The 22,607-nt window shown below is 69.1% G+C and carries 16 protein-coding genes; 11 read left to right on the top strand and 5 right to left on the bottom strand.

The window, feature by feature from the left end:
- Positions 1 to 14: 14 nt before the first annotated feature.
- Complete coding sequence (asnB, locus tag AC0685_RS12725) at positions 15 to 1,847, bottom strand: asparagine synthase (glutamine-hydrolyzing) (protein ID WP_478225644.1); 1,833 nt, start codon at positions 1,845 to 1,847, stop codon at positions 15 to 17.
- A 344-nt stretch (positions 1,848 to 2,191) separates the two neighbouring features.
- On the opposite strand from asnB, the gene kdpF reads away from it, so the two are divergent.
- The 9 genes from kdpF to smc all read left to right on the top strand — a co-directional run bounded on the left by kdpF (position 2,192) and on the right by smc (position 14,995).
- Complete coding sequence (kdpF, locus tag AC0685_RS12720) at positions 2,192 to 2,293, top strand: K(+)-transporting ATPase subunit F (RefSeq protein WP_020630647.1); 102 nt, start codon at positions 2,192 to 2,194, stop codon at positions 2,291 to 2,293.
- A complete protein-coding gene (gene kdpA, locus AC0685_RS12715; protein ID WP_478225643.1) occupies positions 2,293 to 3,954 on the top strand; it encodes a potassium-transporting ATPase subunit KdpA in 1,662 nt (553 codons plus the stop codon). The genes kdpF and kdpA overlap by 1 nt, the downstream gene beginning before the upstream one ends.
- Positions 3,955 to 4,114: 160 nt before the next feature.
- A complete protein-coding gene (gene kdpB / locus AC0685_RS12710) occupies positions 4,115 to 6,208 on the top strand; it encodes a potassium-transporting ATPase subunit KdpB (RefSeq protein ID WP_478225642.1) in 2,094 nt (697 codons plus the stop codon).
- A 3-nt stretch (positions 6,209 to 6,211) separates the two neighbouring features.
- Complete coding sequence (locus AC0685_RS12705) at positions 6,212 to 6,823, top strand: potassium-transporting ATPase subunit C (RefSeq protein WP_478225641.1); 612 nt, start codon at positions 6,212 to 6,214, stop codon at positions 6,821 to 6,823.
- Between the two features lie 5 nt (positions 6,824 to 6,828).
- Positions 6,829 to 9,414, top strand: coding sequence for a DUF4118 domain-containing protein (locus AC0685_RS12700; RefSeq protein ID WP_478225640.1), 2,586 nt, complete (start codon positions 6,829 to 6,831; stop codon positions 9,412 to 9,414).
- On the top strand, positions 9,411 to 10,112 hold the full coding sequence (locus AC0685_RS12695; protein WP_126733454.1) for a response regulator: 702 nt from the start codon (positions 9,411 to 9,413) through the stop codon (positions 10,110 to 10,112). The genes AC0685_RS12700 and AC0685_RS12695 overlap by 4 nt, the downstream gene beginning before the upstream one ends.
- Positions 10,113 to 10,244: 132 nt before the next feature.
- Positions 10,245 to 10,766, top strand: coding sequence for a hypothetical protein (locus AC0685_RS12690; RefSeq protein WP_478225639.1), 522 nt, complete (start codon positions 10,245 to 10,247; stop codon positions 10,764 to 10,766).
- A gap of 253 nt (positions 10,767 to 11,019) precedes the next feature.
- The gene (locus AC0685_RS12685) at positions 11,020 to 11,307 is read left to right on the top strand and encodes an acylphosphatase (RefSeq protein WP_478225638.1); all 288 of its coding nucleotides are present in this window, start codon (positions 11,020 to 11,022) and stop codon (positions 11,305 to 11,307) included.
- Positions 11,308 to 11,395: 88 nt separating this feature from the next.
- Positions 11,396 to 14,995 (top strand): chromosome segregation protein SMC, encoded by a 3,600-nt coding sequence (gene smc / locus AC0685_RS12680; RefSeq protein ID WP_478225637.1) that lies wholly within the window; start codon positions 11,396 to 11,398, stop codon positions 14,993 to 14,995.
- 70 nt (positions 14,996 to 15,065) lie between these two features.
- On the opposite strand, the gene AC0685_RS12675 is transcribed toward smc, so the two are convergent.
- Both AC0685_RS12675 and AC0685_RS12670 read right to left on the bottom strand, forming a co-directional pair.
- Entirely contained in the window at positions 15,066 to 16,649 is a 1,584-nt protein-coding gene (locus tag AC0685_RS12675; protein ID WP_478225636.1) for a sodium:solute symporter, read from the bottom strand.
- 9 nt (positions 16,650 to 16,658) lie between these two features.
- The gene (locus AC0685_RS12670) at positions 16,659 to 17,876 is read right to left on the bottom strand and encodes an anhydro-N-acetylmuramic acid kinase (RefSeq protein WP_478225635.1); all 1,218 of its coding nucleotides are present in this window, start codon (positions 17,874 to 17,876) and stop codon (positions 16,659 to 16,661) included.
- Between the two features lie 152 nt (positions 17,877 to 18,028).
- Here AC0685_RS12670 and ftsY point away from each other — a divergent pair, with 152 nt between their 5' ends.
- Positions 18,029 to 19,339, top strand: coding sequence for a signal recognition particle-docking protein FtsY (ftsY, locus tag AC0685_RS12665; RefSeq protein ID WP_478225634.1), 1,311 nt, complete (start codon positions 18,029 to 18,031; stop codon positions 19,337 to 19,339).
- 65 nt (positions 19,340 to 19,404) lie between these two features.
- On the opposite strand, the gene AC0685_RS12660 is transcribed toward ftsY, so the two are convergent.
- Positions 19,405 to 20,901 (bottom strand): MFS transporter, encoded by a 1,497-nt coding sequence (locus AC0685_RS12660; RefSeq protein WP_478225633.1) that lies wholly within the window; start codon positions 20,899 to 20,901, stop codon positions 19,405 to 19,407.
- A gap of 107 nt (positions 20,902 to 21,008) precedes the next feature.
- Between AC0685_RS12660 and AC0685_RS12655 the strand changes: the two genes are divergently transcribed.
- The gene (locus AC0685_RS12655; protein ID WP_478225632.1) at positions 21,009 to 21,740 is read left to right on the top strand and encodes a TetR/AcrR family transcriptional regulator; all 732 of its coding nucleotides are present in this window, start codon (positions 21,009 to 21,011) and stop codon (positions 21,738 to 21,740) included.
- Here the strand turns inward: AC0685_RS12655 and AC0685_RS12650 are convergent.
- A complete protein-coding gene (locus AC0685_RS12650; RefSeq protein WP_125673234.1) occupies positions 21,730 to 22,506 on the bottom strand; it encodes an IclR family transcriptional regulator in 777 nt (258 codons plus the stop codon). The two genes, AC0685_RS12655 and AC0685_RS12650, sit on opposite strands and share 11 nt — an antisense overlap.
- Between the last annotated feature and the right edge of the window lie 101 nt (positions 22,507 to 22,607).

The following is a 22,607-nucleotide window of genomic DNA, read 5'->3' as shown; positions in this document are numbered from 1 at the left end:
GCGGACCGGGGTGCTCAGTCGAGCTGAAGTTCGGGCCGGTACAGGTCGAACCAGTGGTAGAGGTCCAGCGCCCGGTCGATCCCGGAGCGCTGGGCCGACGACATCGTGGCCGGGTCCACTTCGGACACCCGGTGCAGCCAGTCGCGGTCCACCAGCTCGAACACCGGGTTGTTCCGTTCGGTCAAGGCCTCCTTGGCCTGCTGCTGCAACGCGGCCGCGTAACCCGGGTCCTGAGTGGACGGATACGGGCTCTTGACCCGATCACGCACCGACGTCGGGAGCACGTGTTCGGTCGCGTGCCGCAGCAGGCTCTTTTCCCTGCCGTCGAACGTCTTCAGCGACCACGGCGTGTTGTAGACGTACTCGACGAGGCGGTGGTCGCAGAACGGCACCCGCACCTCGAGCCCGACGGCCATCGACGCCCGGTCCTTGCGGTCCAGCAGCATCCGCACGAACCGGCTCAGGTGCAGGTTGCAGACCGTGCGCATCTTGCGGTCCTGCTCGCTCTCGCCGTCGAGGTGCTCGACCTGGGCGACGGCGGTGGCGTACTGGTCGGCGATGTAGCCGGGCAGGTCCAGCTTCTCCTGGACCTCGCCGCGCAGGAGGGCGCCCCGCTCACTGGTGAGTCCCATCCGGAAGGCGAGCCAGGGGAACGTTCCCGAGTTCACCGCGGCCTCGTCGTGGAACCAGCGGTATCCGCCGAAGACCTCGTCGGCGGATTCGCCGGACAACGCCACCGTCGACTCCGCGCGGATCGCCTTGAACAGCAGGTACAGCGAGGTGTCCATGTCCCCGAGCCCGGCCGGGATGTCCCGTGCGGCCAGCACCTTGCGGCGGACTTCGGGGTCGCTGAGCTCGGCCGGGTTCAGCACGACGTCCTTGTGGTCGGAGCCGACCAGCCGCGCGACATCGCGGATGTAGGGCGAGTCCGGGGTGTCCCGCACCTCGTCCGGCTGGAAGTTCTCCTCCTGGCCCTGGAAATCGACGGAGAACGTGCGCAGCCGCTCACCCTGTCCGGCCAGCCGCGCGGCGGCGAGACCGGTGACGGCGCTGGAATCGAGCCCGCCCGACAGCAGGACGCAGCGCGGGACGTCGGCGATCAGCTGGCGGTGCACGATGTCGGTCATCAGCTCGCGGACCCGTTCGACCGTGGTCTCCTGGTCGTCCGTGTGCTGTTTCGCGTCGAGCGTCCAGTACGTCCGCGTGCGGATGCCGGAGCGGTCGACGGTGACGATCGTGCCCGGTCCGACCTCGTGCATGCCCTTCCACAGCGACCAGCCGGGGGTCTTGGTCATGGCCATCAGCTCGCGCAGGCCGTCGGTGTCGACCACCTTGCGCGCCAAGGGATTCGCGAGGATCGCCTTCGGCTCGGAACCGAAGAGGACGCCGTCCGGGGTCGGGTAGTAGTAGAAGGGCTTGATGCCCATGCGGTCGCGGATCATCACGAGCTTCTCGTCGCGCTCGTCCCAGATCGCGAAGGCGTACATGCCGTTGAGGTGATCGACGACCTCGTCGCCCCACTCCAGGTAGCCGTGGAGCACGACCTCGGTGTCGCTGTCGGTCTCGAACCTGTGGCCGCGCTTGAGAAGTTCCTCGCGCAGCTCGGTGAAGTTGTACGCCTCGCCGCTGTAGACCATCGCGGCCAGCCCGGCTTCGGCCATCGGCTGCCTGCCGCCCGGCAGGTCGATGATCGCCAGCCGGCGGTGGCCCAGCGCCACGTTCGGCCGGATCCAGGTGCCCGAATCGTCCGGTCCGCGGCACGCCATGGTCGCGGTCATCGCGTCGACGACCTCACGGCGTTGGAGCAGGTCCGTATCGAAGGAGACCCATCCTGCGATTCCGCACATCGCTACCTCCCGGTGATTAGTTAGCGCATACAACTATCCGTAACACCGGTGTAACACGCTTCGTCGGGCTTGTCTGCCCGAATTGCACGCTCCGTCCGCAGTGCGTCACGGTCTGTGGGGCACGTCACCGGGCATCAAGAAGTCGTAAAGGCACCCGATCGGGGCATCAAGAGGCCGTCAGGCAGGGGCCACGATGGTCTGTACCAGGCGCAGTGTTGCGGGGTCCTGGTCACCGATGGGGTGACCTGTCCTGAGAGGTGCCTAGTGGCCGACTTGCTCTACGCCGTGCTCCTGATCGGCGTATTCGTGGTTCTCGCGCTGACCCTTCGCGGCCTGGAAAAGCTGTGACCGGCACGGGAACCGTGGCCAACGTCGTCGGCGGACTGCTGGCGCTGGGGCTGATCGTCTATTTGTTCATCGCACTGGTCAGGCCGGAGAAATTCTGATGTCAGACACCGCGGCCGGCCTCCTGCAGGCCGGCCTCCTCCTCGTCGCGCTCGCCGTGGTCTACCGGCCACTGGGCGATTACATGGCGCGGGTCTTCTCCACCGAGAAGCACACCAAGGCCGAACGCGGCCTGTACCGCCTGTTCCGGGTGAACCCCGGATCGGAACAGCACTGGAAGACCTACGCGTCCGCCGTGATCGGCTTCTCGTTCGTCTCCGTCGTGCTCCTGTACCTGCTTCAGCGGCTTCAGGCGATCCTGCCGTGGAGCCTGGGCAAGGAACCGGTCTCGCCGGCGGTCGCCTTCAACACCGCCGTCAGCTTCGTGACCAACACGAACTGGCAGTCCTACAGCCCCGAAGCGACCATGGGTCACTTCGTACAGATGGCCGGGCTGACCGTGCAGAACTTCCTGTCCGCGGCCGTCGGGATCGCGGTCGCCGTCGCGGTGGTCCGCGGTTTCGTCCGCTCGAAGACCGACCGCCTCGGCAACTTCTGGGTGGACCTGACGCGCGGCACGATCCGGATCCTGCTGCCGATCGCCTTCGTGGCGGCGATCGTGCTGATCGCGCTCGGCGTCGTGCAGAGCCTCAAGAGCGGCGTCGACGTCCTCAACCCGGACGGCAGCACGAGCAAGATCGCGCTCGCCCCCGCCGCGAGCCAGGAAGCCATCAAGGAACTCGGCACCAACGGCGGCGGCATCTTCAACGCCAACTCCTCGCACCCGTTCGAAAACCCGAACGCCTGGACCAACCTGATCGAGATCTTCCTGATCCTGGTCATCCCGGTCTCGCTCACCCGCACGTTCGGCAAGCTCGTCGGCAACACCAAACAGGGCTACGTCCTGCTGTCGGTGATGGCCGGGCTGTGGACCGCGATGCTCGCGGTGACCTGGCTGGCCGAAGCCAACGCGAGCGGGCCGGCGTCGCTGGCCGCCGGGGCGAACATGGAGGGCAAGGAACAGCGGTTCGGCATCGGCCTGAGTTCGCTGTTCGCCAACAGCACCACGGGCACGTCCACCGGCGCGGTCAACAGCATGCACGACAGCTACAGCGGACTCGGCGGTGGCGGAACCCTGCTCAACATGCTGCTGGGCGAGATCTCGCCGGGCGGGGTGGGCACCGGTCTCTACGGCATCCTCGTGATGGCCGTGATCGCGATGTTCCTCGCTGGGCTGATGGTCGGCAGGACACCGGAATACCTGGGGAAGAAGCTCGGCAAACGCGAGGTCACCTGCGCCGCGGTCTCCATGCTCGCCATGCCGACGGTGGTGCTGCTCGGCGCCGGGATCGCGCTGATGAACCCCGGCAACCTGGCCGCCTTGAACAACCCGGGCGCCCATGGGCTTTCCGAGGTGCTCTACGCCTACGCGTCGGCGGGCAACAACAACGGCAGCGCGTTCGCGGGGATCACCGTCACCAACGACTGGTTCCAGTCCTCGCTCGGCGTCGCCATGCTGCTCGGCCGGTTCATCCCGATCCTCGCCGTGCTGTGCCTGGCCGGATCCCTTGCCTCGCAGAGGAAGGTTCCGGAGACCGCCGGCACGCTACCCACCACCGGACCGCTCTTCGGCACGATGCTCGCGGGCACGATCGTGCTCGTCGCGGCCCTCACCTTCATCCCGGCGCTCGCGCTCGGGCCCATAGCGGAAGCACTGGCATGAGTCACGGCACGCACCGAGACCACCACGCGCGCGTTGGTCGGCAGATCCCGCTATCGGGGCGGCAGGGCGCTATTACATCGGACTCGCGCTTCATCCGGAAACCGCGCTCTGGCGACGCGATCGCGGCCGCGCGCAAACTCGCGAAGGACACAGCACTCGCATGACCGCCACTCAAGAACGCACCCCTGAAGAGATAACGCAGCACCACGTGGAGAACACCGGCCGGGTCGGCGCGGGGATCTTCAGCCCGCGCCAGCTGCTGACCTCGCTCCCGGAGGCGCTGCGCAAGCTCAACCCCAAGCATCAGCTCGGGAACCCGGTCATGTTCGTGGTGTGGATCGGCTCGGCGCTGACCACGGTCTTCGCGATCACCGACCCGAGCGTGTTCACCATCCTCATCACGATCTGGCTGTGGTTCACCGTCCTGTTCGCGAACCTCGCCGAGGCCGTCGCGGAGGGCCGGGGCAAGGCGCAGGCGGAAACCCTGCGGCGCAGCAAGAAGGAGACCGTCGCGCGCCGTCTCACCGAGGACGGCGACGAGGAGACCGTGCCGGGCGCCGACCTGCGCGTCGGCGACCTCGTGGTCGTCGAGGCCGGACAGGTCATCCCGGGTGACGGCGACGTCGTCGAGGGCATCGCGACCGTCGACGAATCGGCCATCACCGGCGAGTCGGCCCCGGTCATCCGCGAATCGGGCGGCGACCGGTGCGCGGTCACCGGCGGCACCACGGTGCTCTCGGACCGCGTCGTCGTGAAGATCACCACCAAACCCGGTGAGTCCTTTGTGGACCGCATGATCGCTTTGGTGGAAGGCGCTTCCAGGCAGAAGACGCCGAACGAGATCGCGCTGACGATCCTGCTCTCGACGCTCACGATCATCTTCCTGCTCGCCGTGGTGGCCTTGCAGCCGATGGCGGGCTACTCCGGCAGTCAGCAGTCCGTGATCGTGCTGACCGCGTTGCTGGTCTGCCTGATCCCGACGACGATCGGCGCGCTGCTGTCCGCGATCGGCATCGCGGGGATGGACCGGCTGGTGCAGCGCAACGTGCTCGCCACGAGCGGTCGCGCGGTGGAGGCCGCCGGTGACGTCTCGACGCTGTTGCTGGACAAGACCGGCACGATCACCTTCGGCAACCGCAAGGCCACCGAGCTGATCCCGGTCGGTACCTCCACCGTGGGCGACATCGCCAAGGCGGCCAGGTTGTCCAGCCTCGCCGACGGCACGCCGGAAGGCCGCAGCATCGTCGAACTCGTCGCCAGGGAACACGGGCTCGCGGAAACGGCGTCCGACGACGAGAAGCTCGCGGACTTCGTCGAGTTCACCGCGCAGACCCGGATGAGCGGCATCGACATCGGCGAACGCCAGGTCCGCAAGGGCGCCACCGCGGCGGTGCGGGAGTGGGTCCGCGAACGCGGCGGCGAAATGCCGGACGAGACCGAACGCGTCGTCGACGAGATCAGCCAGCAGGGCGGGACCCCGCTGGTGGTCGCCGAGTACGACGGCGCGCAAGCGTTCGTGCGCGGCGTGATCCGGCTGTCCGATGTGGTCAAACCCGGGATGAAGGAGCGGTTCGTCCAGCTCCGCGCCATGGGCATCAAGACCGTCATGATCACCGGGGACAACCCGCTCACCGCGAAGGCCATCGCGCAGGACGCGGGCGTCGACGACTACCTCGCCGAAGCCAAGCCCGAAGACAAGATGGCGCTGATCAAGAAGGAACAGGAGGGCGGGCGGCTGGTCGCGATGACCGGCGACGGTACGAACGACGCCCCGGCGCTCGCGCAGTCCGACGTCGGCGTCGCGATGAACACCGGGACCTCCGCCGCCAAGGAGGCGGGGAACATGGTGGACCTCGACTCCGACCCGACGAAGCTGATCGAGATCGTGGAGATCGGCAAGCAGCTGCTGATCACCCGCGGCGCGCTGACCACCTTCAGCGTCGCCAACGACCTCGCGAAGTACTTCGCCATCCTGCCCGCGATGTTCACCGGTATCTTCGCCCAGCTCGGCGCGCTCAACGTCATGCAGCTGGCGACGCCGAAGTCGGCGATCCTCTCGGCGGTCATCTTCAACGCCCTGATCATCGTCGGGCTGATCCCGCTCGCCCTGCGCGGCGTCCGGTACAAGCCGTCGTCGGCCTCGGCGCTGCTGCGCCGGAACCTGCTGGTCTACGGCCTCGGCGGGATCGTCAGCCCGTTCCTCGGGATCTGGCTGATCGACCTGCTCGTCCGTCTCATCCCTGGAATCGGGTGACTCATGAACGCACTGCTGAAACAGACCCTCGCCGGGCTGCGTGTCCTGCTCGTCTTCACGGTCCTGCTGGGCGTGGTCTACCCGCTGGGTGTCTGGGCGATCTCCCGGATCCCCGGCCTCGAAGGCAACGCGGAAGGCTCGATCATCACCCAGGACGGGCAGGCCGTCGGCTCGGCCCTGATCGGCGTCGACCCGGTCGCCGCCGACCCGGCCAAGGACCCGTGGTTCCACAACCGCCCGTCCGCGGGCTCGAAGGACGTCCTCGGTCCCGGTGACCCGTCGTCGTCCGGCGCGTCGAACAAGGGCCCGTACAACGAGGACCTGGTCTCCGCGATCGGTGAGCGCAAGAAGCTCATCGCCGCCCGCGAGGGTGTCCAGGAGTCGCGGGTGCCCGCCGACGCGGTGACCGCGTCGAGTTCCGGGATGGACCCGGCGATCAGCGTCGCCTACGCCGACCTCCAGATCCCGCGAGTGGCCAGGAACACGGGCCTGTCCGAGGAGAAGGTCCGGCAGCTCGTGGCGGAGAACACGAGCGGCGCCGGGATCGGTGTGCCGGGCGTCAATGTGCTGAAGGTCAACTTGGCCGTGCGCGACGCGGCCGGAGGAGCACACTGACAGACGTGGACGAGAACACGACCAAGCCGCGCCGGGGTGAGCTGAGGATCTACCTCGGCGCGGCCCCGGGCGTCGGCAAGACCTACGCGATGCTCGGCGAGGCGCGGCGACGCCTCGATCGGGGCACCGACGTGGTCATCGGCCTGGTCGAGACGCACGGGCGGAAGAAGACCGCGGAACTCGTCGAAGGGCTGGAGACGGTGCCGCGCCGCCGGTCGGCGCACCGGGAGCACGAGTTCGAGGAGATGGACCTCGACGCGCTGCTCGCCCGCGCGCCCGAGGTCGCCGTGGTCGACGAACTCGCGCACACCAACGTGCCGGGTTCGCGCAACGAGAAGCGCTGGCAGGACATCGACGAACTCCTCGCCGCCGGGATCGACGTCCTCTCCACGGTGAACGTGCAGCATCTGCAGAGCCTCAACGACGTCGTCGAGCGGATCACCGGCGTCACCCAGCAGGAGACGGTGCCCGACGAGGTCGTGCGGCGGGCCGAACAGCTGGAGCTGGTGGACATCACGCCCGAAGCGCTGCGGCGGCGCCTGGCGCACGGCAACGTCTATCCGGCCGAGCGGATCGACGCCGCGCTGGGCAACTACTTCCGTCCCGGCAACCTCACCGCGCTGCGGGAACTCGCGCTGCTGTGGGTCGCCGACCAGGTGGACGTCGCGCTCCAGCGGTACCGGGCCGAGCAGAAGATCACCGACACGTGGGAAGCACGCGAACGGGTGGTCGTGTCCATCACCGGCGGACCGGAGAGCGAGACGCTCATCCGCCGCGCGAGCCGCATCGCGAACCGCGCGGGCGCCGAACTGCAGGTACTGCACATCCTGCGGGGTGACGGGCTCGCCGGGATGGGGCCGACGGCGGTCGGCAAGTACCGGAAGCTGGCCGAAGAGGTCGGCGCGACCTTCCACACCGTCGTCGGCGACGACGTGCCGACGGCGCTGCTCGACTTCGCGCGCGGGGTGAACGCGACCCAGCTGGTGGTCGGGACCTCGCGACGGTCACGCGTGGCGAGGCTGTTCGACGAGGGCATCGGCGCGGCCGTGGTCCAGCGGTCCGGCCCGATCGACGTCCACATGGTCACGCACGACGAAGCGGGCGGACGGCTGCGCGCCCGCTTCAACCGGAGCCCGCTTCCTTCCTCGCGGCGGCTGGCGGGCTGGGCGCTCGCCGTCGTCCTGCCCGTCTTGGCGACGTTGCTCGGCGTCATGCTGGAGGAGCAACTCGATTTTTCGACCGACGTGGTCGTCTACATGCTGGCGACGGTACTGGTCGCGCTCGCGGGCGGGCTCGGGCCCGCGCTGCTCGCGGCGGTGTTCTCGGCCGGTCTGCTGAACTTCTTCTTCACCCGGCCGCTGTACACCCTGACCGTCCACGAACCGCGGAACGTGATCACGCTGGTCGCGATGGTGCTGGTGGCGGTCCTCGTCGCGGCGGTCGTCGACACGGCCGCCCGGCGCGCGACACTGGCGGCGCGGGCGCGGACCGAGGCGGCGCTGCTCGCTTCCTATGCGCGGACGGTGCTCACGCACACCAACCCGATCGAGCGGCTGCTGGAGAAGGTCCGAGAGAACTTCGGCCTGACTTCGGTGACCCTGCTGGAAAAGCGGGACGGGAAGTGGAAACGGGTGGCGAACGCCGGCACGGACCCGTGCACCGACCCGGATCAGGCCGACGTCGACATCGCGGTCACCGCCGACGTCCACCTGACGCTGCGGGGCCGCGCGCTGCCCGCGTCGGACCGGGGAGTGCTGGAAGCCGTCGCCGGGCAGGCACTGCTCGCCCTGCGGCAGCAGCGGACGGCGAAGGCGGCCATCCGGGCCGAGCGCAAGGCCGAGGCGACCGAGCTCCGCACGGCCCTGCTGTCGGCCGTCGGACACGACCTCCGGACCCCGCTGACGTCCATCAAGGCGGCCAGCGGAAGCCTGCGAGCGACCGACATCTCACTGTCCGAAGAGGACACCGACGAGCTACTCGAAGCGATCGAGGAATCGGCGGACCGGCTGGCCGGGCTGATCGACAACCTGCTCGACTCATCCCGGCTGGCGACCGGCGCGGTGCGCCCGCACCTGCGCCCGGTCGGTTACGACGAGGTCGTCTCGCACGCCCTGTCCAATGTGGACAACTCGGCGTCGGTCGTCGTCGCGATCGACTCGCGGCTGCCGTCGGTCTGCGCCGATCCAGGCCTGCTGGAACGCGTGGTGGCGAACGTGATCGACAACGCGCTGCGGCACGGTGCTTCGGGCGAGCCGGTGTCGGCCCGCGCCAGCACGCATTCGAATCACGTCGAACTGCGCATCGTCGACCACGGGCGCGGGCTCAAGAAGGGCACCGCGGACTCGGCGTTCGCGCCGTTCCAGCGGCTCGGGGGAGACCGGGACAGCGTGCCCGGCGTGGGACTGGGGCTGTCGGTCGCCAAGGGGTTCACCGAGGCGATGGGCGGGCGGATCCGGGCGGAGGACACGCCAGGAGGCGGGCTCACCGTCGTCATCTCGCTGCCCGCATATGTTGGTCAGGATCCGGAAAAGAGCCTCCTCGCTTTCGACGACGAGGGCCTCGAGAACGAAGAGGAGGAGCGAGTGCGATGAGCGCAGACACCGCGTCGGCGACCGTGCTGGTCGTCGACGACGAACCGCAGATCGTGCGAGCCCTGCGGATCAACCTGTCCGCCCGCGGCTACAAGGTGATCACCGCGCACGACGGGACGGCCGCGCTGAAAGCCGTCGCCGAGACCAAACCCGACGTCGTCGTGCTCGACCTCGGCCTGCCCGATCTCGACGGCACCGAGGTGATCGCCGGGCTGCGCGGCTGGACGACCGTGCCGATCATCGTGCTGTCCGCGCGTGGCGACTCGGCCGACAAGGTGCAGGCCCTCGACGCCGGCGCCGACGACTACGTCACCAAACCCTTCGGCATGGACGAACTGCTGGCGCGGCTGCGGGCCGCCGTGCGCCGCTCGGCGTCGTCCGGTGTGGACGGTGCGGACGCGGTGGTGGACACGGGATCGTTCCGGATCGACCTCGCGGCGAAGAAGGTGCGCCGGGACGGCAAGGAAGTGCACCTCACCAAAACCGAATGGGGAGTGCTGGAGCTGCTGGTGCGCAACCGCGGCCGTCTGGTGGCGCAGAAGCAGCTGCTGCACGAGGTGTGGGGCCCGACCTACGAGACCGAGTCGCACTACCTGCGGGTGTATCTGGCGCAACTGCGGCGGAAACTGGAACCGGAACCCTCGCGGCCGCGGCACCTGCTGACGGAGCCGGGAATGGGGTACCGCTTCGAAGTGTGATCCCGTTCGAATGGCGGCTGACGCGTTGCGAACCCTGCCGCAAAGTAGTGAAGGCCTCCTTCCCTACCCTCAAGGTAGGCAAGGAGGCCTTCACGACCCAAGGCTTACCGGGCGCTGCTCGTGGACGTGTCGGTGCCCGACGTGCTGGACCGGCCCGGCGTCGACTCGCTGGGGGCGCCGCTGGTGCTGGATCCGCCACCCGGCGGGGCCGACGAGGTCTCCGGCGGGGTCGTCGTGGTCGGGGTCGTCTTCGGCGTCGTGGTCGTGGTGGTGGTCTTCGGCGGGGTCGTCGTGGTCGTGGTCGGCGGCAGGACCGTGGTGCCCGGGCCGGGACCAGGGCCGGGGCCCGGGTTCGGCGGGGGCGGGGTGACGACGCTCGTCGTCTCCTTGCCGTCCGCGCCGACCGAGGTCACCGTGGTCGGCGGCGCCGTCGAGCTGGAGGGCGCGCCCGGCGTCGGCGAGCCGCTGACGGTCATCGGGCCGCCGGGGACGGCGTTGCCCGGGACCAGCTGGACGCCGGCGGGGGCGATGCCCTGTCCGCCGCCGGGGACGCCGGTGCCGCCCGCGGTGGCGGAGACACCGGGGCCCGCGAGTTCGGCGATCGCGGCGAAGGCCGTCGCCACCACGAGGCCGCTGACGCCGAGTACGGCGTAGCCTGCGCGGTTGAGCTTGCCGGTGGCGCCGCGCGGCGGTGCCACGGACACGCGTGCGCTCGGATCAGACCCGTCGGGACGGGGCATGTGCTGGCTCCTCGGATGGGGGGCTTCGGGGAGTTCGGCTACCCGGGCGAGGTAGCCCGAAGTGGGGACCCGGCGCGGAGATTATCACCGCCGCTTCACCGTCTGCGAACTACAGCGAACGTTGTGTTCACCCTCCGCGTTCATCCGCATGGTGCACGATAGGGGACGTGAGTGAAGAAGTAACGCACACCAGGCTGACCGCGTGGGCGCACGGCCGGGTGCAGGGTGTCGGTTTCCGCTGGTGGACCCGCAGTAGGGCGCTTGAGCTGGGGTTGGTCGGCAGTGCGGCCAATCTGGCGGACGGGCGTGTCGAGGTGATAGCGGAGGGTGATCGTGAACACTGTGAGCGGCTTTTGGCCGCCTTGCGATCCGGGGAATCACCCGGAAGTGTGGATCACGTCGTCGAGCGGTGGTCGCCCGCGAAAGGCGGGCTTCGCGGGTTCGTGGAGCGCTGAAGCCCCGCGTCCCACGATCACCGTGAGCACACAGGTAGCCTGGGTCGATTGAAAGACCGGTTCCCGCAGCCAGAGGGGTCAGCACGACGTGCACCTGAAGAGCCTGACGCTCAAGGGCTTCAAGTCCTTCGCCTCGGCGACGACGTTGCGTTTCGAGCCGGGCATCACCTGTGTGGTCGGGCCGAACGGCTCCGGCAAGTCGAACGTCCTCGACGCGCTCCGCTGGGTCATGGGCACCCAGGGCGCGAAGGACCTGCGCGGCGGCAAGATGGAGGACGTCATCTTCGCCGGGACCGCCGGCCGTGCCCCGCTCGGGCGCGCCGAGGTCACCCTCACCATCGACAACGCCGACGGCGCGCTGCCCATCGAGTACTCCGAGGTCTCGATCACCCGCCGGATGTTCCGTGACGGCGCGAGCGAGTACGAAATCAATGGCGACCGCTGCCGCCTGATGGACGTGCAGGAACTGCTGTCGGACTCCGGTATCGGCCGCGAGATGCACGTCATCGTCGGGCAGGGGCAGCTTTCGGCGATCCTCGAATCGAAGCCCGAGGAGCGCCGCGCCTTCATCGAAGAGGCCGCCGGCGTCCTCAAGCACCGCAAGCGCAAGGAACAGACCCTGCGCAAGCTCGCGAACATGCAGGGCAACCTCGACCGCCTCGGCGACCTCACCACCGAGCTCCGCCGTCAGCTCAAACCACTGGGCAAGCAGGCCGAGATCGCCCGCAAGGCGCAGTGGGTGCAGTCCGAACTGCGCGACGCGCGGCTGCGGCTGTTCGCCCACGACCTGGTCACCCAGCGCGAAGGCATCGCCAAGGAAGAGGCGGACGAACGTGTCGCGCGTCAGCGGCGCTCCGAGGTCGAGCAGGCGCTGGAGATCGTCGCCGCCGAGGAGGCCGAGCTCGAAGCGTCGCTGGCCGAGGACGCGCCGAAGCTGGCCGCCGCACAGGAGACTTGGTACAAGCTTTCCGCCTTGACCGAGCGGTTGCGGGGCACCGTGCGGCTCGCGCTGGAGCGTCAGCGGCACCTGTCGTCCGACGTGCAGCAGGCGAGCACCGGCCGCGACCCCGACGAGCTGCTCGCCGAGGCCGAGCAGGTCGCCGAACGAGAGCAGGAGCTGAACGAGGCCGTCGCCGAGGCCCGGATGGTGCTTTCGGAGACCGTCCAGCGGCGCGAGCAGCTCGAACATCTCGTCCAGGCCGCCGAGCGCGCGCATATGGCCGCCGTCCGCGCGATCGCCGACCGCCGGGAAGGTCTCGCGAAGCTGTCCGGTCAGGTCGAGGCGCTGCGCAGCAAGAACGGCGCCACGTCCGACGAGATCGACCGGCTCACCGTGTCGCTCGAAGAGGCGGCCGAGCGGGCGGAGATCGCCGTCGAGGAGCTCGAAGAGGCCAAGGCCGCCGGTGGCGTCGAGGAATCCGACGACTCCGACCTGCAGGCCCATCACGACCGCGCCGTGGAGGCCAACAACGCCGCCAAGGCGCGGGTCGAGGAGCTGGTCAAGGCCGAGCGGGCCGCCGAACGTGAGATCGCGTCGGAGAAGGCCCGCGTAGAGGCGTTGTCGATGGGCCTGCGGCGCAAGGACGGTGCCGGGGCGCTGCTCGGCGCGCAGCACGAACTGCCGGGCCTGCTCGGTTCGGTCGCCGCGCTGCTCACCGTCGAAGCCGGCCACGAGGTCGCGCTGGCCGCGGCACTCGGCCCGGTCGCCGACGCGGTCGCGGTCAACGGTGGCGAAGACGCACTCGCCGCGCTGAAGTTCTTGAAGGACCACGACTCCGGGCGCGCGGGGATCCTGCTCGGCGGCCTGGAGTCCACTGTGGACACGAGCGGCTGGCCTTCGCTTCCCGAAGGCGCGCGCTGGGCGCGTGAAGTGGTCACCGCGCCGCCCGCGTTGCGGTCCGCCGTCGAGCACGCGCTCGATCGGGTGGCCATTGTGGACGGTCTGGAGTCGGCGCGCCGTCTCGTCGAGGTGTATCCCGAAGTCAGCACGGTCACGCCCGAAGGCGACGTCTTCGGCGCGCGCTGGGCGGTCGGTGGTTCCGCCCGCAGCGAGAGCGTCATCGAGGTGCAGGCCGCGGTCGACGAGGCGGGCGATCGGCTGAGCGCCGCCGAGCGCGCGCTGGAACGCACCGCCGCGGAACTCGAAGGCGCCCGCGCCGGACAGGCTGCCCGGCGCGAAGAGGTCGGCAGGGCCAAGGAAGCGCTCGGGGACGCGAAGGTCCGCAAGGCGCGCTCGTCCGAGCGGCTGAACCGGATGCAGCAGGCCGCGCGTGCCGCGCAGGCCGAAATGGACCGGCTGAGCAACCAGCGCGCCAAGGTCGAGCAGAGCCGCGAAGAGGCGCTGCGGCAGCTCGCCGAACTCGAAGAGCGGCTGGCCGCAGTCGCCGACCAGGAAGTCGACGAGGATCCGGACACCGCCGAGCGCGACCAGGCCGCCGAAGACCTCGGCACGGTCCGCCAGGAGGAGATGGAATCCCGGCTCGCGCTGCGTACCGCCGAGGAGCGCGCGCGGAGCATCCAGGGCAAGGCCGAATCGCTCCGCCGGGCCGCGCACGCCGAGCGGCAGGCACGCGAACGCGCCGAAAAGTCCAGGGCCGCGCGGAAACGCGGCGCCGAGATCGCCAACGCGGTGGTCAACGGCGGCGAGATCGCGCTGGAGCGCATCGAGGTCTCCGTGCAGCGCGCCGCCCACGAACGGGACGAGGCGCAGGCGCAGCGGCAGTCGCGGGAGACCGCGCTGACCCAGGTCCGCAGCAAGGTCCGCGAGCTGACCGGTGAACTCGAGAAGCTCACCGACGCCGTCCACCGCGACGAGGTGCTGCGCGCCGAGCAGCGGCTGCGGCTGGAACAGCTCGAAACCAAGATCGCCGAAGACTTCGGCATCGGCCTCGAGGACCTCGTCACCGAGTACGGCCCGGACGTTCCCGTGCCGCCGAGCGCGGGGGAGATGGCCGAGTACGAGGCCGCCAAGGAACGCGGCGAGGACGTCACCCCGCCGCCGCCCATGCCGTTCGACCGCGACACCCAGGCCCGCCGGGCGAAGCGCGCGGAGAAGGACCTGAGCCTGCTGGGCAAGGTCAACCCGCTGGCGCTGGAGGAGTTCGCGGCGCTGGAAGAGCGCTACAAGTTCCTCTCGACCCAGCTCGAAGACCTCAAGGACACCCGCAAGGACCTCGAAGCCGTCATCAAGCAGGTCGACGAAAAGATCCTCGAGGTCTTCGCGTCGGCGTACGAGGATGTCGCGCGCGAATTCGAGACCGTGTTCGGCGTGCTGTTCCCGGGTGGCGAGGGGCGCATGGTGCTCACGCAGCCCAACGACCTGCTTTCCACCGGTGTCGACGTCGAAGCGCGCCCGCCGGGCAAGAAGGTCAAGCGGCTCTCGCTGCTCTCCGGTGGCGAGAAGTCGCTCGTCGCCGTCGGCATGCTGGTGGCGATCTTCCGCGCCCGGCCTTCGCCCTTCTACGTCATGGACGAGGTAGAGGCCGCGCTCGACGACACCAACATGCGGCGGCTGATCGGGCTGCTGGAGCAGCTGCGGGACTCGTCGCAGCTGATCATCATCACCCACCAGAAGCCGACCATGGAGATCGCCGACGCGCTGTACGGCGTTTCGATGCAGGGCGACGGCATCACGAAGGTGATCTCGCAGCGGCTGCGTACCTCCGAAGAGGACCCGGTTCCCGCTTAGCGCGTGCTATGAAAGGCCCCTTCATCGCAAAATTTGCAATGAAGGGGCCTTTCATGTCGTCCGGGACCGGCTAAACCGGCGTGGACTCCTTCACGTCCGGCTCGGCCAGCGGGTCCACGCTCCCGTGCCGCAGCGACAGCAACCCGCCCACCACGAGCGTGATCACCACACCGCACAGCGTGTACCACGGCCACGCCAGCGCCACGGTGTTCCCGGACGCCTTGCTGAAGTCGACGCCGATCAGGCTGCCGTCCGGTTTGTTGAACTTGACACCCAGGATGAGGAAGGCCATCACGATCACCGTCGACACGAACGCCACGATCGCGTCCGCCTGCCTCGCCCGCTTGATCAGCAGGCCCAAGAGGAACGCGCCGAGCAGCGCGCCGTAGGTGTAGCCGGTGATGCCGAGCGCCTGCACCACGATCGGGTCGGCCGAGGTCTTGTTGGAGGAGGCGAAGAAACCCGCGCACAGGATCAGCGCGCCCGCCCAGACGATCGTCCAGATCCGGCCGTGCTTCAGCCGGTCGGCTTCCGGGAGCTCCCGGCCGATCACCCGTTCGTAGACGTCGGTCACCGTGGACGAGGCCAGCGCGCCGAGCGACGAACTCAGTGCGGCGGCGAGGATCCCCGCGATGACGAACCCGGACAGACCGCTCGGCAGGTCGTTCACGATGAAGTTCGCGAACAGTTCGTCCTTGTTGGCCAGCCCCAGTCCTTCCGGCTTCGGCTTCGTCGGGGCGAGACCGTTGTACAGCGCCCACAGCAGCACACCGATGAACAGGAACAGCGCGAACTGCAGGAACACCACGAAACCGCTGGCGACCAAGGCCTTCCGCGCGGCGCGCAGATCGTTGGTGGCCTGGAGGCGCTGCACGATCAGCTGGTCCGAACCGTGCGACGCCATCGAGAGCACCGCGCCACCGATCAACGCGGTGAAGAACGCGTACTGGCCGGTGAGCATGTTCGAGGAGAAGTCGAAGATCTGGAACTTGTTCGCGTCGACGGCCTTGCCGAACCAGCCGTCGGGCAGCCTGCCGGAGATCGCCCAGATCACCACGACCGCGCCGAGGACGTACCAGAGCATCTGGATCGCGTCGACCCAGACGACCGCGCGGACCCCGCCGAAGAAGCTGTAGAGCACCATCGCGATACCGAGTCCCACGACGATGGTCCAGTACGAGACGTTCAGGCCGTAGGCCGCCATCACCACCTTGATCGGGATCGCGGTGGCGAACAGCCGGATGCCGTCGGCCAGCGTGCGGGTGAGCAGGAAGGTCACCGACGCGGTGCCCTGCAGCCCGCTGCCGAAGCGCTTGCCGAGGAAGGCGTAGGCGGTGACCAGATTGCCCGCCACGTATCGCGGCAACAGCACCATCGACACCACGATCCGGCCCGCGATGTACCCGATCGCCAGTGCCAGGTACGTCATCCCGCCGTCGCCGGGGGTGGCGATGTAGGCCACCGTCGGCACGGAGAGCACGGTGAGGGTGGACGTCTCCGCGGAGACCACCGAGAGGCAGGCCACCCACCAGGAGATCTTGCCTTCGCCGACGAAGTAGTCGGAGCCGGATTTCTGTTTGCCGCCGATCCAGACGCCCAGCAAGGGCATGCCGACCAGAAAAAGCCCGATGATCGCGAGGTCAAGTGCGCGCATCCGTATCTCCTATCGCTCGCCGGTCTTCGCCGCTACCCGTAACCGGGTCACGGTTGAGCTGTGCGGCGCGGGAAGCCGCAGGGGACCCGCGCCCGGGGTGATGCTGCCGAGCAGCCGGTCGCCGCGGGCGCCGGTCGCCGACGGGAGATTCCCCGGGACGCCGGACCAGGTCAGCCAGCCGAGGAGAATGGTCAGGTATGCCTCTTTGCCCGCGCGGGGCAGCCCGTGGTCGTCGCTGGTCTTCAGCGCCGTATCCGGCAGGTTCCTGGCGAGCGCGGCCATCAGCGCCGGGTTGTCGGCGCCGCCGCCGGAGACGATCACCGTGGCGATGGAGTGGCGACGGCATTCCGCGGCGATGGTCACGGCGGTCAGTTCGGTCAGTGTCGCGAGGAGGTCTTCCGCGCCGATCGGCGGGAGCCCGTCGAGCGCCTTGTCGAGATACGTGGCGTGGAACAGTTCCTTGCCGGTGGACTTCGGCGGCGCGGCCGCGTAGTAGGGCTCGAGCAGGAGTTTCGCCAGCAGGTCGGGCCGCACCGTTCCGCGCAGGGCGAGCGCACCGTCGATGTCGGCGCGCAGCCCGGTGACGCGGTGCGCGGCGATGTCCATCAACGCGTTGCCCGGGCCGGTGTCGTAGGCGAGGACGGCGCCGGCAGTGCCGTTTTCGGGGACCACCGTGATGTTCGCGATCCCGCCGATGTTCAGCGCCGCGACCGGGCCGGAAGCGGCCATTTCCCGTAACCACAACGCGTCCAGCGTGCTGGCGAGCGGCGCGCCGTGCCCGCCGGCGGCGACGTCCCGGACGCGCAGGTCGGCCACCACCGGCAGTCCGGTGCGTTCGGCGATCCACGCGGGGTTCCCCAGTTGCAGCGTGCCGCGCGCGATGCCGTCTTCGACCCAGTGGAACACCGTCTGGCCCAGCGAGGCGACGACGTCCGCCGCGCCACCGGCCAGCTCCTCGACCCCGCGCACGGCGGCCTCGGCGAAGGCCTGGCCTACCAGGGTGTCGAGTTTCGTGAGCTGCCCGGCGTCGCAGGGATTCGGCGGCAGGGCGGCGAGCAAGGCCTCGCGGAGCTCTTCGGGATAAGGGACTTCCAGTCGGCCGAGCGGGGAGAGCACCACGGTGCCCCCGTCGGCGTGCAGTTCGGCGGCCGCCACGTCGATCCCGTCGATCGACGTGCCGGAGATGAGCCCGATCACCCGGACCCCAGTGCCGGAAGAAACCGTCATTCGGAGTGGTCTAGCCGTCGTTCCGGAGATCGCGCAAGCCGGACCGTTTCTTCTTGTCCGAAATGAGTCCTATCCAGTGGATGCTTGACAAGATCGGCTTCCTTCCCATGGGGCGTCTGAGCGCGATGGGGTGCGGATGCGAGGATGGCGCCGTGTCGAGTACCCCCTGGTTCTGGATCGTTGTCGTTGCCGTCGTGGTCCTGGTCGCCGTTCTGGTGGCCGGGCTGTTCATCGCGCGCCGCCGCCGGATCAGCCTGGACGAGTCCAAGGCTGCCGACGTCGTCGAGAAGCCGAAGGGCGGCGGTTATACCGCGACCGGCGGGATCGCTCTCGCCCCCGGCGGCGAGAAGACCGAGGAACCGGAGCACCCGGTCGAGGATCGTCCGGAGACCGACGGGCAGCCCGCCGTCGGGGACGACGCGGCGGTGCCGAGGGATTCCGCGCAGCGCACGGTGCGCGACGTCGAACTTCCCGAACCGGCCGAGGATGTGGCGCCCGCGCCGGCTCCCGCCCCCGCCGAGGAGATCGCCCCGGCGACCGGCCGCCTCGAGCGGCTGCGCGGCAGGCTGGGCAAGTCCCGTTCGGTATTCGGGCAGAGCCTGCTCGGCCTGCTGGGCGCCGGTGACCTGGACGAGGATTCCTGGCAGGACGTCGAAGACACGCTGCTCATGGCGGACCTGGGTGCCGCGACGACCACTGAGATCGTCGAGCGCCTTCGTGACGAGCTGAAGCGCCGCGCGGTGCGGACCTCCGAGGACGCGCGCGCGGTGCTGCAGGAGGTGCTGACCTCCGCCCTGTCGACCGACGCGGTCCGGGCCGTCCGCGCGCTGCCGCACACCGTCGACGGAGTGAAGCAGCCCGCCGTGGTGCTGGTCGCCGGGGTCAATGGCACCGGCAAGACCACCACCACCGGCAAACTCGCCCGGGTGCTCGTCGCGCAGGGGAGCACCGTGGTGCTCGGCGCGGCCGACACCTTCCGCGCCGCCGCGGCGGACCAGCTCCAGACGTGGGCCGAGCGGGTCGGCGCGGAGGTCGTACGCGGCAAGGAAGGCGCGGACCCGGCGGCGGTCGCCTTCGACGCCGTCAAACGCGGCACCGAGGCGGGCGTGGACGCGGTCCTGGTCGACACGGCAGGCCGTCTGCACACCAAGACCGGCTTGATGGACGAGCTGGGCAAGGTCAAGCGAGTCGTCGAGAAGCAGGCGAAGGTCGACGAGGTGCTGCTGGTGCTCGACGCCACCACCGGGCAGAACGGGCTGATGCAGGCTCGCGTGTTCTCGGAGGTCATCGACGTCACCGGCATCGTCCTGACCAAACTGGACGGCACCGCGAAGGGCGGCATCGTCTTCCAGGTGCAGCGCGAACTCGGGGTGCCGGTCAAGCTGGTCGGCCTCGGTGAAGGACCGGACGATCTGGCGCCGTTCGAGCCGGGCGCGTTCGTCGAGGCCCTGCTCAGCAGCTAGTCCAAATGCTATGAAAGGTCCTTTCCTTGCAAAATTTGCAAGGAAAGGACCTTTCATAGCGCGTGTCAGGCCGTGACTGGGACGTTCTCGCTGGCCGGAACCGGTGCGGTCTTCTTGTCCCGCATCACCAGGAACGCGACCACCGCCGCGGCCAGCACGCCCACCGCGCTCACCAGGAACGTGGTCGACATCGCCGAGGTGAACGACTCGCGGGCCGCGGTGATGAGGCCGCCGTCACCGATCGCGAAGGCGTCACCGATCGAAAGCCGTGCCTGCGCCGGGGCGGACTCGGGCATGTTCGCGGTGAACAGGCCCGACACGACGCTGCCCAGGATCGCGATGCCGAGCGCGGCGCCCAGCTGCTGGATGGTGTCGTTGAGCGCGGAGCCCACACCGGCCTGCTCCTCCGGGACCTCGCCCATCAGCGCCGCGATCGCCGCCGGCATCGCCAGCCCGCCGCCGGCGCCGAGCAGGAACAGCGCGATCGCGGGCAGCAGGAAACCTTCGCTCGCCGACATCGTCGCGAGCAGGCCGAAGCCGCCGGCCATCACGGTCATCCCGACGGTGGCCAGTGTGCGGTTGCCGATTTTCTGGCCCAGTGTGGCGCCGAGGGTGTTGAACAGCAGCGACGCGACGGCCATCGGGATGAACGCGAGACCCGCCTCGGTCGGGGTGTAGCCGAGCACGAACTGCAGGTACTGGGTCAGAAGCAGCAGCAGCCCGCCGTTGCCGATCTGCACCAGCGTGAGCGACAGGCTGCCGCCACTGAAGTTACGCTTGCGGAACAGCTTGAGCGGGACCATCGGCGACGGCGTGTGCCGCTCCCAGAACACGAAACCGGTCAGGCACACCACTGCGACCGCCAGCGGGATCACGGTCCCGGCTTCGGCGAGGCCGTGCTTGGGCAGTTCGATGATCGTCCAGACCAGCGCGACCATGCCGGCCGCGGACAGGATCGCGCCGAGCGGGTCGGGCTTCTGCCACGGGCCCTTGGACTCCGGCATCAGGGTGAGCGCGGCGAGCACGGCGATGACGACGATCGGCACGTTGATCAGGAACACCGCGCCCCACCAGAACCACGCGATCAGCACGCCGCCCAGTACCGGGCCGCCGATCAGGCCGATCATCGCGACCGCGCTCCAGGCCGCCATCGCCTTGCGGCGTTCTTCGTCGTCGAAGACGGTGATCAGGATCGACAGGGTGCTCGGCATGATCAGCGCGCCGCCGACGCCCATCACCGCGCGGGACACGATCAGTTCGAGCGGATTCGCGGCGAACGCCGCGACGAGTGAGGCCACTCCGAACAGGAGGAGGCCGATGAGCATCACCTTCCGGCGCCCGAACCGGTCTCCGAGGCTTCCCGACGTGAGCAGCAGGCCGGCGAACACGAGGATGTAGGAGTCCAGGATCCACTGCGTGTCCTGGGCGCTGGCCCCGAGATCTTCGGCCAGCGGCGGGATGGCGACCGTCAGCACCATGTTGTCGACGACCAGTACGAGCGTGCTCAGGCACAGCACGATCAGGATCCACCAGCGGCGTGGATCGCGGACGGGTTCGTTCATCGGGATACCCCCAGAGGTGTTTGCGTACGTTGTTCGACTGACGCGCACACTGTACGCAAAAAGAAACGGCGTACGCAAGGGGGTACCTCGTGCGCTAAGGTGGGGGCATGTCGATCGAGGAGCAGCCGATCCAGTCGGTATGGACCCGTCCTCGCCGGAAGCGGGACCAACCCGCGTTGAGCCAGGCGCAGATCGTGGCCGAGGCCGTCCGGCTCCTGGACGTCGAAGGTGTCGACGCGCTGAGCATGCGCAGGCTGGGCACCGCGCTGAACGCGGGCGCGACGTCGCTCTACCGGCACGTGGCGAACCGAGACGAGCTGATCGAACTCGTCGTCGACGAGGTCTACGGCGAGATCACCGTGCCGGACGGCGACGGCTCGGCAGGGTGGCGCGAAGCGGCCGTAGTGGGAGCGGAAAGCGTTCGCGCGATGATCCTGCGGCACCCGTGGGTCGCTTCACTGCTCGGCTCGGTCGGCCTGTCGTACCTGGGGCCGAACGTCATGCGGCTCAACGAGCGGCTGCTGGGTGTCTTCGCGGGCGCGGGCTTCCCCGGTGACGAGGCCGATCAGGCGATCAGCGCGGTCATCTCCTACGTCATCGGCATGGGGACGACCGAGGCGGCCTGGCTCACGACGGTCGCCAAGAGCGGCCGGAGCGAAAGCGACTGGGCGGAGCGCCTGCGGCCCGCCGTCGAGGAGGCGGTGCGAGGACATCCGCATCAGCGGGAAGCGCTCACCAGGGCCGCCGCCGGAACCGATCCGGTCCGGCTCCGTGACGAGAAGTTCCGCTATGGGCTGGACAGGATGCTCGACGGCTTGGAGGCCAGGCTCAAACGGTGACCCCGTCCTGCGAAAGGGTCGAACCGAGCGAGTTCGCGATCCGCTGGACGACGGGCGCGATCCGCTCGACGGCTTCCATCGTGAGCCGTCCCGAAGGCCCGGACACCGAGACGGCCGCCGGCACCGGCGCGCCCGGCACCGCGACGGCGACACAACGGACGCCCAGTTCCTGCTCCGCTTCGTCGAGCGCGTAACCCTGCTGGGCGATTTTCGCCAGCTCGCGCAGGAGCGCGTCCTGGTCGGTGAAGGTGTGCTCGGTGTAGGAGGGCATGCCCGTCCTGGCGAGCAGCGCCGTGACGTCGTCGGACGGCAGATGCGCCAGCATCGCCTTACCCACGCCGGTGCCGTGCGGCAGGAGACGCCGCCCGACCTCGGTGAACATCCGCATCGAGTGCTTCGAGGGCACCTGGGCGACGTATACGACCTCGTCGCGCTCCAGGACGGCGAGGTTCGCGGTCTCGCCGACCTCGTCGACCAGTTCCGCGAGCAGCGGCCGCGCCCACGAGCCGAACTGCATGCTGGCGTTCTCGCCCAGCCGGATGAGGCGGGCGCCCAGCGCGTACCGGCGGTTGGTGTTCTGCCGGACGTAACCCAGGTCCACCAGTGTCCTGATCAGCCGGTGGATGGTCGGCATCGGCAACCCGGACAGGGTCGCCAGCTCCGAAAGACTGGCCTCCCCGCCGGTGTCCGCGAGATGCTCGAGGAGCTCGAAGGCCCGCTGAAGGGACTGGACGCCGCCGTCGCGCCCGTTCTTCTCCGCTGCCACCGTGGTACTCCTTACGTCGGCGTTGATGTTCCGCTATGCAGAAACTATAGTCCGTCATGTAAAACCGTAGGGACGTTATCTTTCCGAACTCGGGGTGTTAC

Source organism: Amycolatopsis sp. NPDC043889, assembly GCF_056435645.1.
The sequence above is the reverse complement of the archived record's forward strand: the minus strand, read 5'-3'. Positions and strand labels throughout refer to the sequence as shown.